The organism is Alishewanella aestuarii B11 (assembly GCF_000280055.1).
Classification (GTDB): Bacteria; Pseudomonadota; Gammaproteobacteria; order Enterobacterales; family Alteromonadaceae; genus Alishewanella; species Alishewanella aestuarii.
Window position 1 is genome coordinate 163,917 of sequence record NZ_ALAB01000001.1, and the last position, 12,574, is coordinate 176,490.

14 protein-coding genes are annotated in these 12,574 nt (G+C 50.5%); 9 read left to right on the forward strand and 5 right to left on the reverse strand.

All coding sequences use genetic code 11. The annotated features are described in order from the left end of the window. Positions 1–20: 20 nt before the first annotated feature. From AEST_RS00705 to AEST_RS00715, 3 genes are all read left to right on the forward strand, one after another. On the forward strand, positions 21–1,964 hold the full coding sequence (locus tag AEST_RS00705; protein ID WP_008606329.1) for a DNA topoisomerase III: 1,944 nt from the start codon (positions 21–23) through the stop codon (positions 1,962–1,964). A gap of 210 nt (positions 1,965–2,174) precedes the next feature. Further along, positions 2,175–2,873 carry a nucleotide-binding protein gene (locus tag AEST_RS00710; RefSeq protein ID WP_008606331.1) on the forward strand — a complete coding sequence of 233 codons (699 nt, stop codon included), beginning with the start codon at positions 2,175–2,177 and terminating at the stop codon, positions 2,871–2,873. Then, positions 2,860–3,177, forward strand: coding sequence for a hypothetical protein (locus AEST_RS00715; protein WP_008950435.1), 318 nt, complete (start codon positions 2,860–2,862; stop codon positions 3,175–3,177). The genes AEST_RS00710 and AEST_RS00715 overlap by 14 nt, the downstream gene beginning before the upstream one ends. A 75-nt stretch (positions 3,178–3,252) precedes the next feature. On the opposite strand, the gene AEST_RS00720 is transcribed toward AEST_RS00715, so the two are convergent. Together AEST_RS00720 and AEST_RS00725 are read right to left on the reverse strand one after the other, a co-directional pair. Next, positions 3,253–3,675, reverse strand: coding sequence for a DUF3010 family protein (locus AEST_RS00720; RefSeq protein ID WP_008606333.1), 423 nt, complete (start codon positions 3,673–3,675; stop codon positions 3,253–3,255). 13 nt (positions 3,676–3,688) lie between these two features. After that, positions 3,689–4,051: a hypothetical protein gene (locus AEST_RS00725; RefSeq protein ID WP_008606334.1), complete on the reverse strand. Its 363-nt coding sequence runs from the start codon at positions 4,049–4,051 to the stop codon at positions 3,689–3,691. Between the two features lie 167 nt (positions 4,052–4,218). Between AEST_RS00725 and ccoG the strand changes: the two genes are divergently transcribed. The 3 genes from ccoG to AEST_RS00740 are packed head-to-tail and all read left to right on the forward strand — an operon-like array spanning position 4,219 to position 7,346. After that, positions 4,219–5,652: a cytochrome c oxidase accessory protein CcoG gene (gene ccoG / locus AEST_RS00730; RefSeq protein WP_008606335.1), complete on the forward strand. Its 1,434-nt coding sequence runs from the start codon at positions 4,219–4,221 to the stop codon at positions 5,650–5,652. Positions 5,653–5,656: 4 nt separating this feature from the next. Continuing rightward, complete coding sequence (locus tag AEST_RS00735; RefSeq protein ID WP_039924773.1) at positions 5,657–6,652, forward strand: serine/threonine protein kinase; 996 nt, start codon at positions 5,657–5,659, stop codon at positions 6,650–6,652. 58 nt (positions 6,653–6,710) lie between these two features. Continuing rightward, positions 6,711–7,346, forward strand: a complete 636-nt coding sequence (locus AEST_RS00740; RefSeq protein WP_008606337.1) for a thiol:disulfide interchange protein DsbA/DsbL — start codon at positions 6,711–6,713, stop codon at positions 7,344–7,346. Positions 7,347–7,400: 54 nt separating this feature from the next. Here the strand turns inward: AEST_RS00740 and AEST_RS00745 are convergent, their stop codons facing one another. Both AEST_RS00745 and AEST_RS00750 read right to left on the reverse strand, forming a co-directional pair. Next, on the reverse strand, positions 7,401–7,793 hold the full coding sequence (locus AEST_RS00745) for a DUF4920 domain-containing protein (RefSeq protein ID WP_008606338.1): 393 nt from the start codon (positions 7,791–7,793) through the stop codon (positions 7,401–7,403). Between the two features lie 131 nt (positions 7,794–7,924). Next, a complete protein-coding gene (locus AEST_RS00750) occupies positions 7,925–9,955 on the reverse strand; it encodes a S9 family peptidase (protein WP_008606339.1) in 2,031 nt (676 codons plus the stop codon). Between the two features lie 233 nt (positions 9,956–10,188). Between AEST_RS00750 and AEST_RS00755 the strand changes: the two genes are divergently transcribed. Further along, positions 10,189–10,749: a DUF6942 family protein gene (locus AEST_RS00755; RefSeq protein ID WP_008606341.1), complete on the forward strand. Its 561-nt coding sequence runs from the start codon at positions 10,189–10,191 to the stop codon at positions 10,747–10,749. Then, the gene (locus tag AEST_RS00760; RefSeq protein WP_008606342.1) at positions 10,749–11,222 is read left to right on the forward strand and encodes a hypothetical protein; all 474 of its coding nucleotides are present in this window, start codon (positions 10,749–10,751) and stop codon (positions 11,220–11,222) included. Before AEST_RS00755 ends, AEST_RS00760 begins: the two co-directional genes overlap by 1 nt. Here AEST_RS00760 and AEST_RS17110 read toward each other — a convergent pair. Next, positions 11,140–11,607, reverse strand: coding sequence for a hypothetical protein (locus AEST_RS17110; RefSeq protein WP_156803854.1), 468 nt, complete (start codon positions 11,605–11,607; stop codon positions 11,140–11,142). The two genes, AEST_RS00760 and AEST_RS17110, sit on opposite strands and share 83 nt — an antisense overlap. A 155-nt stretch (positions 11,608–11,762) precedes the next feature. Between AEST_RS17110 and AEST_RS00765 the strand changes: the two genes are divergently transcribed. Continuing rightward, the gene (locus AEST_RS00765) at positions 11,763–12,521 is read left to right on the forward strand and encodes an HNH endonuclease (protein ID WP_008606343.1); all 759 of its coding nucleotides are present in this window, start codon (positions 11,763–11,765) and stop codon (positions 12,519–12,521) included. Positions 12,522–12,574: the final 53 nt, after the last annotated feature.

A 12,574-nucleotide genomic window follows, 5' to 3' on the forward strand; every position in this document is an offset into this window, starting at 1 on the left:
TTATACAGTTGTTGTGCCTGATGATCCTATATATCGCGGAAAAGCCCAGTGTCGGCCGTGCCGTGGCCGCTGTTTTGCCCAAGCCGCACCAGTCGGGTGACGGCTTTATCAAAGTTGCTACCGGTGATGTGGTGACCTGGTGCATTGGTCACTTATTGGAATTAGCCGAACCAGAGCAGTACGCGCCGGAATATAAAAGCTGGCGCAAAGCGCATTTGCCCATTATTCCCCAGCAATGGCAGCAACAGGTAAAACGCCAGACCAGTAAGCAATTTCAGGTAGTAAAGCAGCTGATCAAGCAGGCAACACAACTGGTGAATATGGGGGATCCGGATCGGGTGGGACAGATCTTGGTCGATGAAGTGATCCACTATGCCGGTGTCAGCCAGGCGAAACTGGCCGCTACCCGGCGCTGCCTGATTAATGATATGAACCCGGCAGCCATTAAAAAGGTGCTACAGGATTTACGGCCAAATAGTGACTTTATCCCACTGGCGACCTCGGCACTGGCCCGCGCCAGAGCCGATTGGCTGTACGGCATTAATATGACGCGTTTATGTACACTTTTGGGTCAGGATGCCGGTTATAAGGGAGTGTTATCGATTGGTCGGGTGCAAACTCCGGTACTGGGTTTAGTGGTGCAGCGAGACCTTGAGATCGAAAACTTTGTCAGTAAGCCCTTTTATGAGGTGTGGGTTACGCTGCAAACGGCACAACAGCAGCAATTTCAGGCCAAATGGCAGCCCAGTGCTGCCTGCGCACCTTATCAGGACGAAGAGGGCCGGGTAATGCTGAAAAAACTGGCCGAAACCGTAGTACAGAAAGTCAGCGGCCAGGCCGCTGTTGTGAAAGCAGTGAGCCGCGAGCCGAAAAAGCAAGCACCACCGCTGCCATACAGCTTATCGGCACTGCAGATCGATGCAGCCAAGCGTTTCAACCTCAGTGCTCAACGTACGCTGGATCTCTGTCAGCAACTGTACGAGCGGCATAAGCTGATCACCTACCCTCGTTCAGATTGCCGCTATTTGCCAACAGGACATTTTGCAGACTGTCATAGCGTGAGTCAGGCCATCGCGAAAACGGCAGTAAATCTGGCCAGTGCGGTGACGACTGCTGATCTGAGTTTACATAGCAAAGCCTGGAATGACGCCCAGGTCGGGGCGCACCATGCCATTATCCCAACCTCGACCAGTATCGATGCCAGCCGCTTAAGCCGCGAGGAGCAGCAGCTATACGAACTGATTGCCAGACAGTACTTAATGCAGTTTTACGCCTCTTTTCAGTATGTCGAACATCAAATCGATAGTGAAGTCGCAGGCGGGCTCTTTGTTGCCAGGCAAAAGTCGGTCATTGCCGAGGGCTGGAAGCAGCTGTTATCCGGCGGCATCAGCGCCGGCAAGGATAGTCAGTCCAACTCAGATTATGCGGCCAGACCATTACCCGACGTAAAGCCCGGTGACGTCCTGCAATGTGTTACCGGCAAGCTGGACGAGAAACAAACCAGCGCGCCCAAAGCCTTTACTGATGCCACCTTGCTGGCGGCCATGACCGGTATTGCCCGTTATGTGCAAGACCCGGAATTAAAAAAAATCCTGCGGGATACAGATGGTCTGGGTACTGAAGCGACCCGCGCTGGCATTATCGAGCTGTTATTCAAGCGCCGGTTTTTACAAAAGCAGGGTAAAGAGATCCGTGCTACTGCGGTGGGTCGGCAGTTTATTGGTTGCTTGCCGCCGCGGCTGGTATTACCCGATATGACCGCGCAATGGGAAGCGCAGTTAGAAGCCATAGCTGAAAAACGACTGGCATACCGTGATTTTATGCAGCCGCTACAGCAGGAACTTACCGGCTTGCTACAGGACGTCGCCGCACAGCCGCAGTCCTTTCAGGGGCTAGCCCAAAAGGGTTATGCGGTAACAAGGCGACGTGCCGCCAGGCCCCGCCGTGCCAAGCGTACCGCCTGATGCATATTGGCGAGATAGGCGTTGGCGATATTTTGCACTAGGCTCAACAAACCGCGGTAGCCGCTTTTTTGGCTACCGGCTGGAGATAGCAGGAAATTCGCCTACACTTATGACGTGCCACCAATTTTGCGAGTAAAGGTGGCACGCCCTGGCGGGTACATCGTCAGAGCGGACAGCCAACGCTGTTTCTTCACAGAGAAGGTGCACAAAATGATATTGTTAGTTGGTGGTGAAAAAGGTGGCAGTGGCAAAAGCTGTCTGGCGCAGAATATAGCCGTCTACTTTTCGCGGGAAAAGAATGCCAATGTCATGCTGGTTGACTGCGATCCGCAGCGAACCACATCGGATTGGGTGCAAGAGCGCCATATGAATCCGGAATTACCCTGGATCAACTGCGTACAGATGTACGGTAAGATCCGTTACGAGCTGAAAAGCCTGGAAATGCATTATGACGTGGTAGTGGTAGACTGCGGCGGTCAGGATAGCGTAGCCTTGCGTTCTGCGATGGTGGTTGCCAGCCATGTACTATTCCCGTTACGGCCCAAGCGGCGTGATTTAAAAACGCTGGAGCATTTGGAAGATTTAGTCAGTGCCTGTAACGTGGTAAACCCGGAGATGATCGTCGGCTGTGTGCTGACGCAATGTCCGGCCCTGCCAAATCAGGCCAACCGCATCCTGGATGCGAAAGAAGTATGTAAAAGTTTTAATTTGCGGGTGCTGGAAAACATCACTTATAGCCGTAATATCTATGACGACAGTGAAGAAAAAGGCTTGTCGGTAATGGATGTGGATAACGACGGCAAGGCCGCCGGCGAAATCCGGGCAATTATTGAAGAACTCCTGTCGATGAAGGCGATTCAAGAAGATGGCGCTAAGCGACCTGAAGAAAAAGTCTTTGCAGTCAAATAAACCCAGCTTTACCGTTGATGAGTTTATTGATGATGCACATAACTACGCCTTGGGGCTGCCGCAAATCGTCAGCTTACGGCAATTATTACCGGAAGAAGACGAGCCGCCGCGGCTCCCGATGCGCCATGCGACCTTTACCCTGAGTGAAGAAGCGATCAGCGCCCTGAGTGAGTTAAGTGAATTAACCGGTGAACCCAAATCTAAACTGATCCGCAAACTGATTTTGCGTGCGACCAAGTCAGTGCAGTTTGATTTAGCCAAGGTAAAAACGGCGAAAGCCAAATTACCGCCGGGTGGCAGTTAGGCTGTGGTTTAGTAACTGAAGTATGAGCTCGTGCCGCAGCATCCCGCGGTGGCACGAGCAGAAAGCCTGTTTACGTTAACGCGCCAGAAAGGCGTAAGCGGTCAGAAAAGCAGTTTCCTGAAACGCCTTTAATCCGGTCGCTTTGAAATCGACCGGTAATGGAAAGCGTTTAATTTTTTCTTTTAGTTCAGTAGCCGATAACAGGCTAACATTACAATTGTCCAGCAGCTGTAACGTTGCCTCAATTTTAAAACCGACAGCACCACCGGCAAACTTACCTTTTTGTGGCCGCTCTTTAATCACCAGATGCTGGATCTTGTAATCCTCGACTAACTTGCGTAGTGCAAACTGAAATTTGCGCACCTGCTCAGTTTGTTGATCCTGACTCAGTGCGATCCGGGTTTGCCGGCAATCCGGCAGGTTAAATAAACCGTCCTGGTATTCCATTAAGCATAAAATTGCTTCACTGCCTTTAATCTCAACGCCACATACGCGCATCTTAGTATCCTGTTTAGTTGCCGCTCAGGCGGTCATAGTACTTTTCAATAATGGCACAGCTGCGCTGCAGGGGTTCACCAAAAAGTATCGGGTTAAAATCTCTGTTAATACAGTAATTTTGTCTGAAACGTAACACTGAGTCTTTATTCTCGGCCGCTGCGGCTAAATACTCCTGTTGCCGCAGCCCCTGTGACTTACTGTAATCCTTAAGTTCACGTTGGATCGAGGCCAGCGCCTGTGAGTCAGACTGCCATTCAGTCGGGATCAGGCTCACCGCATAATCAACCACTTTGTCACGATAAGGCTTTAGCGGCGGCTCGCCGGAAAAGGTTAACAACAGCAAAAAAATGACGACGAACCAGAAAAAGGTTTTCATGTACTGACTCCGGCAACAACTTAGACGCGATCTTACCTGAATCCTGGCTAAACTGCATTAGCGGCAACAGCCGCTGCTTCAGTCTTTTCTGATGTACTTTTATTTTATATCAATAATTCGGTACGGGTTACTGATATACTAAGCAGGCTGGTAGTCATAGCTGGGGAATGATGGTGGACGAGCAAAAAATTGAAGTAAAAAATATTCCAACCGGAGTAAAAATTCACCGCCCGCCCGAGGGCAATCCAAATAAGTATGCTTCCCGGGATCGGATCTATGTCCGGGCAGTAAAGGGGTTACACCAAAGCCTGCGTCGCAATATTGGTTTTGTGTTTATGGCGTTGTTTTTCGTGTTGCCCTGGATCCAGTTCGATGGCCACCAGGCAATTTTGCTGGATATCTTTGAGCAAAAATTCAATATCTTCGGCCTGACGCTCTGGCCACAGGATTTTACCCTGCTGGCTTGGCTGTTTATGATTGCCGCCTATGCCCTGTTCTTTGTGACAACCTTCTATGGCCGGGTGTGGTGCGGTTATATGTGCCCGCAAACGGTCTGGACCTTTATCTTTATGTGGTTTGAAGAAAAGATCCAGGGTACCCGTAACCAGCGCATGAAGCTGGATCAGGAACCGATGAGCTTTAATAAGTTCTGGCGCAAGGCATTAACCCACTTCTGCTGGTTGGCATTTGCCTTGTTCACTGCGTTAATTTTCGTTGGCTACTTTACCCCTATCGGTCCGCTGTTTGTTGAGTTCTTTACCTGGCAGGCCGGCTTCTGGGCTACCTTATCGGTGCTGTTTTTTACGCTTTGTACCTATGGTAACGCCGGCTGGATGCGGGAAATTATGTGTACACACATTTGCCCCTATGCCCGCTTTCAATCGGCGATGTTTGATAAAGATACCTACACCGTCACCTATGATGCCGCCCGTGGCGAGAACCGTGGCCCGCGTAGTAAAAAAGATGCGAACTATAAGGAAAAAGGCCTGGGCGACTGTATCGACTGTAACCTGTGTGTACATGTTTGCCCAACCGGCATCGATATTCGCAATGGCTTGCAATATGAGTGCATTAACTGTGGTGCCTGTATCGATGCCTGTGACGATACTATGGAGAAAATGGGCTATCCGAAAGGCCTGATCAGCTATACCACCGAACATACGCTGCAAGGCCGGCCGGCCAAGGTGTTACGGCCAAAACTGGTTGGTTATTTTCTGGTGTTGGTGGTGGTATGCGGTGCCTTTATGGTGAATCTGGCAATCCGCTCCCCGCTGGAGCTGGATATTATCCGTGATCGCGGCGCCTTGTACCGGGAAACGCCGGAAGGGCTGGTGGAAAACACCTATACCCTGGGTATTATCAATAAGTCACAACAGCCGAAGACTCTGGTATTAACGGTAACCGGTATTGATAACCTGCAATGGCTGGGGCCAACCGAGGTGGAACTGGCCGGTAGCGAGAGTCGCAATGTGGTAGTCAGTCTGGCGCTGGACCCTTATGAGGCGAAACGCCCGGTGCTGGACCTGACCTTTAGCGTGCATCACAAAGATGCGCCTGAGGTGCGGGCCGAGCAGGGTAATAAATTCTTCAGTGGTCGCTAAGCCAGTGCAGCAATTTGATTTCTCTACCCTGCAGCCGGAGCTGATTCTTGATGCGCTACACCACTATGGCCTGGACGTTAGTTCAGGCCTGCTGGCACTGAACAGCTATGAAAACCGTGTCTATCAGTTTAGTGCTTATCGCGATAATGCGGTCAGCGCCGCGCGCTATGTGGTGAAGTTTTATCGCCCGCAGCGCTGGAGTCTGGCGCAGATTCAGGAAGAGCATCAGTTTGCTTTTGAATTGCAGGCTAATGAGGTGCCGGTGGTGGCGCCATTGTGCTTTGATGGTGAGAGTGTGTTGCCGTTTCAGGGCTTTTATTTTGCGGTTTTCCCAAGCCGTGGTGGCCGAACCCTGGAGATCGACAATGACGACCAGCTGGCATTACTGGCGCGCTTTTTAGGCCGGCTGCATCAGGTTGGCCGGCAACAGGTGTTTCAGGCCCGCCCCCAGCTGAGCATCGACAGCCATTTGCGGCATAGTCAGCAGGTACTGGCGGCGCTGCCTTTGATCCCATCCTATTTACGCCCGGCCTTTGATTCGGCGCTGCAGCAGGTGATTGCTGAAGCCAGCCGGCAATACCAACCGAAAACCGTGATCCGCTTACACGGTGATTGTCATGCCGGTAATTTGTTTTACAACGGGGAAAGCCCGTTCTTTGTGGATCTGGATGACTGTCGCAGCGGGCCGGCGATGCAGGACCTGTGGATGATGTTAAACGGTGACCGGCAACAGCAGCGTGATACGCTGGAGCTGATGCTGGAAGAATATGAGCAATACTGTGATTTCGACCGGACCGAGCTGAAACTGATCGAACCGCTGCGCGCGATGCGTATGATTCACTACATGGCCTGGCTGGCGCAGCGCTGGCAGGATCAGGCCTTTGTAATGAACTTTCCGTGGTTTGCCACAGACAAATACTGGGAACAACAATGCCTGGCACTAAAAGAGCAGTTGGCATTGTTGCAACAACCACCGTTAAGTCTGGTGCCAGACTACTGAGAATTTGTTAAGCTTGCAGCTAAGCACCAAATAGTCCCGATTAATCAGAGGTTTTAGAATGAAAAAGTGGTTAGTAGCTGCTGCGGCAGCTGTGCTGTTACCCCTGTCTGCCGTTGCCAGTAATTTCCAGGTCGGTAAGCACTATGAAGTGATTGCTGAGCAGAAAACCGCCAAGCCGGAAGTGAAAGAATATTTCTCATTCTTCTGTGGTGGTTGTTACGCTTTTGAGCCTATTGCCCAGCGCCTGGCGCAGTCTCTACCGGACGGGGTAGAGTTTAAAAAATTCCATGTTGATTTTATTCGCGCTGCGTCACCGGAAATTCAAAATGCGCTGGCGCGCGCTTATGTGGTAGCAAAAAACCTGGGTAAAGGTGATCAGGTATCCACTGCCATTTTTAACCAAATTCACCGCAGCCGGGTGCCGTTCCGCAGCGAAGACGATATCCGTAATCTGGTCCTGATTAACGATATTGATGGCGAAACCTATGATAAAGCCATGCGCAGCTTTGGCGTGCGTGGTGCGGTCAATCAGATGATGAAAGAGCAGCAGGAACTGAGTGAGCGCCGCGTGCTGACCGGTGTGCCCATGCTGGTGGTAAATGGTAAATATAAGATCCTGAATGAGAGTCTGAATCAACGTAATATGCAGCAGGAAATGCAGCAGTTAGTCGAGTACCTGCTGAGTAAAGACTAATACCCTGTAGCCAGTTCAAATCAAAAGGCCAGCATCATGCTGGCCTTTGTCGTTTTACTCGCCGGCAATTTCAACGGCGGTTGGTACCAACTGATACGCATCTGGCTTGCCTTCACCCTGTGGCCAGACTTTAACCGTGCCAGTGGCGTAGGCGGTTTTGCCCTTGGCGCTTAACGGAAACACCATATCACCGTCCCGCACCTTGATCCGAAAGCGTGGCTCATTTTCGGCGGTGGCCAGCGTCATCCAGCACTGTTGCTTAGTGCAAACCCCGGTGACTTCGCCTACTACGGTAACCTGTTGCTCCAGATAAGCCGCCGGTTTAGCCAAAATACTGGCAACGGCAGTGATTTGTTGCTTATTGACGGTGTCACCAAACGTTACCGGCTCTGCTGCAATAACAGCGGAGGCCAGTAGCAAGCTCAATGCGGTAGTGATTAATCTCATAGTACCCTCAAGTTAAATAAGAAGCATTCTTATGCAATTTACCTGTAATATGCGGTCTTTGCCAGCATCTGCCGGCCTTTACAGATAAAAAAACGCAGCATTGCGCTGCGTTTAGATATTTAGTTTAACCCTTAGCGGGCACCCGGCTCGGCAAAGCGGGTCATCCAGTCTTTCACCTGGTTATACCAATAAATCGAGTTATTTGGCTTCAGGATCCAGTGGTTTTCGTCCGGGAAGTAGATCATACGCGACTCGACACCACGGCTTTGTAAGGTACGGAACAGCTCAAAGCCCTGCCCAACCGGGACCCGGTAGTCTAGCTGGCCATGGATCACCAGAGTCGGGGTATTAAAGTTGCCGGCATAATAGTGTGGCGAAATGCTCTTATAGATCTCCGGGTTATCCCAGTAGTGACCAAAGCGGGTGGCGTGCACTGCAAAGTCAGCCGACATCTGCGAGTACATATTGTATACCGCAGCATGGATCAGCAGGGCTTTAAACGGATGCTCGGTACCCAGCAGAATTGACGTTAAGTAGCCGCCATAGCTGGCACCACCGGCCACCATACGCTCGCTGTCAATCCAGGGCTGATTCTGGAACCAGGCTGTGGCGGCCTGAATATCAGCCAGTGGCTTGGTGCGCCAGTCCGGGTTAATCGCATCGGTAAAGTCCTGGCCAAAGCCACTGGAACCATGGAAGTTAGGCCAGGCGGTGACATAACCCCAGGACGCGAAGGTTTGCGCATTCCAGCGGTAGCTAAAGCTGTCGGTAATGGCATTGTGTGGGCCGCCATGGATCAGCAGGAATAACGGATACTTTTTCGATTTATCAAAACCGGCCGGGTAATGTACCCACATCTGGATGTCATTACCATCAGCACCCTTATAGGTAACCGACTCGTAACTACCCAGCTCGGTTTTTGCCAGCAACTCATCATTAAAGCTGTCCAGACGGGTAGTGCGACCGTTACGGATATCCACTTTGACCAGCCGTGCCGGGAACATAAAGCTTTCGTTGGTGGCTACCAGCACGTTATTGCCAGCCAGGGCCGGGCTGTTAAAGCTGGTGTCTTTGGTAATGGCTCTTTCTTTACCGCTGCGGGCATCAATTTGATACAGGCGGCTGGTGCCGGCGTCATCAATGCTGGCGAAGAAGCTACGGCTATCGTTGCTCCAGACAAAGTTGCTAACTGAACGATCCCAGTTGCCGGTCAGTTCGCGCGTGGTTTTCGCTGCCAGATCATAGATCATCAGCCGGGCGGTATCGCCATAAAAACCCTGAATTTTCTGCCGGCTAAAGGCTAAGCTTTTGCCATCAGGGCTAAAGCTTGGGTTGCTGTCCGGTGCTTGATTATCCGGGGTGATATTTTCTGCTTTATCGCTGCCAATAGCCGCTAAGAAAATATCAATTTTTGGATCAACGGTATTGTCTGAACCGTTGGCATTAAAGGCGATAAAGCGCTCTTGCGGGTGCACATCGTAGCTGCTGGCGCTCTGGCTGGAACGCGGCAGCTCGCGGCCAAATTTCTGGGTTACCGGCTCAACGGCACCGCCTTTGGCCGGAATACGGAACACATGAGCCTGGCGGTTTTCGTCAATCCAGTGATCGAAATGGGAATAGGGTAAGGCGTTCCACTGCCAGGCCGAGACTTTTTTGTCTTTGTTGGCTTTTAACTCTGCCGCCATCTCTTCCCAGTTTTTACCCGGCCAAACGCGGCTGATAAAATACAGATGCTCACCTACCCATTTAATGCCATAAACCCCGGTTGGCACTTCGGTTAAGCGCTGGGCTTCACCCGGTGTGGTTAATGGCAGCAGGTAAATCTGGCCGGCTTCATCTTTATTACGCTGGCTGATAAAGGCCAGGGTTTTGCCATCCGGCGAAAAAGTCGCTTCGCTGGCGCGCATACCATCCACCGTCAGCGGTCGCTGCTGGCCCTTGTCGTCAAATAACCATAGACGGGTATGGCCCTGATCGGCTTTCACATCAAAGCGGGTAACAGGGGCAACGATAAACTTACCGTCAGCGGAGGCTACCGGGCTGCCTATGCGCTCCAGTTGCCACATCCGCTCGACACTTAAGCTGTTATCCTGTTCGCTGCTGGCCAGTGCCGCCAGCGGTAACCACAGAAGTAACAGCCAGAGTTGCTGTAGTTTTTTCATCTTGGACTCCGGTTGTTTTTTATTGTCGCTGCGATGTTAGCACAAGTGCGGACTGGCCCAAGCCGTTTTGCCGCAGCATGCGGCGTTTTAGTCGGAAATGCCACCTGGTGGTATTGCTACTGGCTTTATGATCCGGCCGCTTGATATCTGATGTGTATTGGAAAAGTCTGTCATAGGGCCTTAGGGATTTTGCTATACTGCCGGCCGTTGTAACGCCGGATATCAGACAGCCAATGGTGAGCAAGCCCAATCAAATACAGACAACAAGCCAGTATGGCCTGGGTGATCCCGATGCCCGCTTTTGTGTTTATGTCGCGAACCGACCACCCATGCTGGAATATCAGGCTCTGGCCCAGATTCAGCCGCTATGCCGCAGCGAAATCGCGTTGATCAATCAGGCCTGCGGCAATGGCTGGCGCAAAGTATTTAATGTTTATGCCAAGCTGCTGTTTGCGCTGCCGCAAACGCCGTTGTTTACATTCCACCAGCATGCCGCCAGCTGGCAAGATTATCGCGATAGCCGGCTGTTACAAAACGGTAGTGATACTGCGCTATTATTTTCCGCACCACAGCTTGAGCCGGTAACAGATCGCATCCATATTATTGCCGGCCGCACCTTTGCCAAAGCGCTGCTGGAACAGGGGTTAGCAGCACAGTTGCAGTGGCTAAATGCCGAATTTGCTATTGATAAGCGGCAACGGCTAATGGTTTGCCCGTATTTTGACTACCGGCAGCTTAATAATGAGAAAATTGCTTATCTGGTTAGCCTGATTCGGCAGTTGGAGACGTTTTAATGAACCTGTCTGCGCAGTTACAGCAGCTTTCGACGTTACTACAACCTTACCCCTTTGGTATTGGTGGCAGTTGTTTACTCTGGCAATTGGGGCTGGAAGCGAACCCGGGCGATATCGACGTGGTTTGCCGCGAGCAGGATTTCGACGCCATTTGCCAGCTGTTAGCTCAGCATTATCAACCAGAAGCCGTGACTTTTAACCCTGACTTTGTCACCCGCCACTTTGCCCGTTTTAGCCAGCCGGGTCAGCGTGATATTGAACTGATGGCCGGCATTGCCGTACTACAACAAGGCAAGCTAATCGAATGGACATTCCACCCGGAACGCTGCTACTGGCAAAACCAGATCTGCTTTATGCCCGCCAGCGACTGGCTGGAACTGTACGGCTTGTTTAACCGCCCCAAGCGGGTGGAGACGTTACAGCGGTATTTGGCGCAGAGCAATTCACCTTGCTCCAAGCGAGATGCAGTTTGATCAGTTTCCAGAGCAGAAATAGTTTAAAAATTAACATCAGCTCGAATTTACTACTGTTTAGTAGTGCAAAAACATCATTAAGAATGCTAACCCCACCTAACAATATGCAAATATTCAGGCCCCAGCTATAGCCTCGAATTAAGCCCCAGATACTGCTGATTACAACAACAAAACAAGCAGAGACAAGGATAAAATTGGCGAATGAGCGTTCAATGTTGATGCTGACAGCGTCAGAGAGGTGTGGTTGAAACCAATAGAAAGCCAAGAAAAAATATGACAGCAGGTGAAGCCCAAGCCCTAAAATCGCTAACAGCTTGAGCCAACCAGGTATAAGCTGAATCCGTTGTAGTTTCAGCACCACTCTTAAGCTCTCTTCGCTTGACATCTCAGATCTCCTTTCCGTTATAAAATTGATAATAGCCCAGCAGCTAGAGTCAATCAAATCTTGTACGCCATCTCAGTATTTGCGATATAAGCAATGATCTTGGACTTTTTAGTTAATATGCTTTTACTAGCGAAAATAAACTTGGGGAGACACGGATGGCGCCACTAAATTGGAGCAGAGACCAAAGCTTAGTCGCTTTTAGTTTGTACTGGCGTTTACCTTTCGGGCGTTTTCACTCCAATAATCCAGAAATTATAAAATATGCTGCTTTAATTCAGCGCACCCCATCGGCGTTAGCAATGAAGCTCTCCAACATTGCCAGTTTAGATCCTGCCATTTTGATGACCGGTCGCTCGGGATTAAAAGCCGCGTCAAAAATGGATAAAGCATTATGGCAAGAAATGCAGCAAGATTGGCCGACCTTTGTACTTGCTATGGCACAGGCAGAGGCAAGTTTTACGGGTTCCCAATCAGAGCAAATGCAGCAAACTGAAGACGTTAAAATCACCACTAAGCTAAGTGAAGTTCAACAGCGGGTTGGTCAGAGCTTTTTTCGTAATGCCGTATTAAGCGCTTATGACTATCGTTGTTGCATTACCGGCTTAGCAAATCCTCGTTTATTGGTCGCGAGCCATATCGTGCCATGGCGTAGTGACGAGCAAAATCGGCTTAACCCAACTAATGGTTTGGCGCTATCAGCTCTCCACGATAAAGCTTTTGATTTGGGATTGATTACTATTAGCGAGGATTATCGAGTCATCGTTTCGACAAAGTATAAACCGACAACAGATCCATTTTTCGATGAAACGATTTTGCGCTTTGATGGTAAGCCGATTCTATTGCCAGAGAAGTTTTTACCTGCTCCCGAGTTTCTAACCTTTCACCGAGAGCAGATTTTTGAGAAGGCGGTGTAAAGGCTGAATTTGTTTTCTGCTATTTTCGTCCACATCGTGGCGATAAGACGTTT

Bases quoted from the DNA above. Each gene is read 5' to 3' on its own strand.
- AEST_RS00705 (WP_008606329.1), top strand. From the start codon at position 21: ATGATCCTATATATCGCGGAAAAGCCCAGTGTCGGCCGTGCCGTGGCC.
- AEST_RS00710 (WP_008606331.1), top strand. From the start codon at position 2,175: ATGATATTGTTAGTTGGTGGTGAAAAAGGTGGCAGTGGCAAAAGCTGT.
- AEST_RS00720 (WP_008606333.1), bottom strand. From the start codon at position 3,675: ATGCGCGTATGTGGCGTTGAGATTAAAGGCAGTGAAGCAATTTTATGC.
- AEST_RS00725 (WP_008606334.1), bottom strand. From the start codon at position 4,051: ATGAAAACCTTTTTCTGGTTCGTCGTCATTTTTTTGCTGTTGTTAACC.
- ccoG (WP_008606335.1), top strand. From the start codon at position 4,219: ATGATGGTGGACGAGCAAAAAATTGAAGTAAAAAATATTCCAACCGGA.
- AEST_RS00740 (WP_008606337.1), top strand. From the start codon at position 6,711: ATGAAAAAGTGGTTAGTAGCTGCTGCGGCAGCTGTGCTGTTACCCCTG.
- AEST_RS00745 (WP_008606338.1), bottom strand. From the start codon at position 7,793: ATGAGATTAATCACTACCGCATTGAGCTTGCTACTGGCCTCCGCTGTT.
- AEST_RS00750 (WP_008606339.1), bottom strand. From the start codon at position 9,955: ATGAAAAAACTACAGCAACTCTGGCTGTTACTTCTGTGGTTACCGCTG.
- AEST_RS00755 (WP_008606341.1), top strand. From the start codon at position 10,189: ATGGTGAGCAAGCCCAATCAAATACAGACAACAAGCCAGTATGGCCTG.
- AEST_RS00760 (WP_008606342.1), top strand. From the start codon at position 10,749: ATGAACCTGTCTGCGCAGTTACAGCAGCTTTCGACGTTACTACAACCT.
- AEST_RS17110 (WP_156803854.1), bottom strand. From the start codon at position 11,607: ATGTCAAGCGAAGAGAGCTTAAGAGTGGTGCTGAAACTACAACGGATT.
- AEST_RS00765 (WP_008606343.1), top strand. From the start codon at position 11,763: ATGGCGCCACTAAATTGGAGCAGAGACCAAAGCTTAGTCGCTTTTAGT.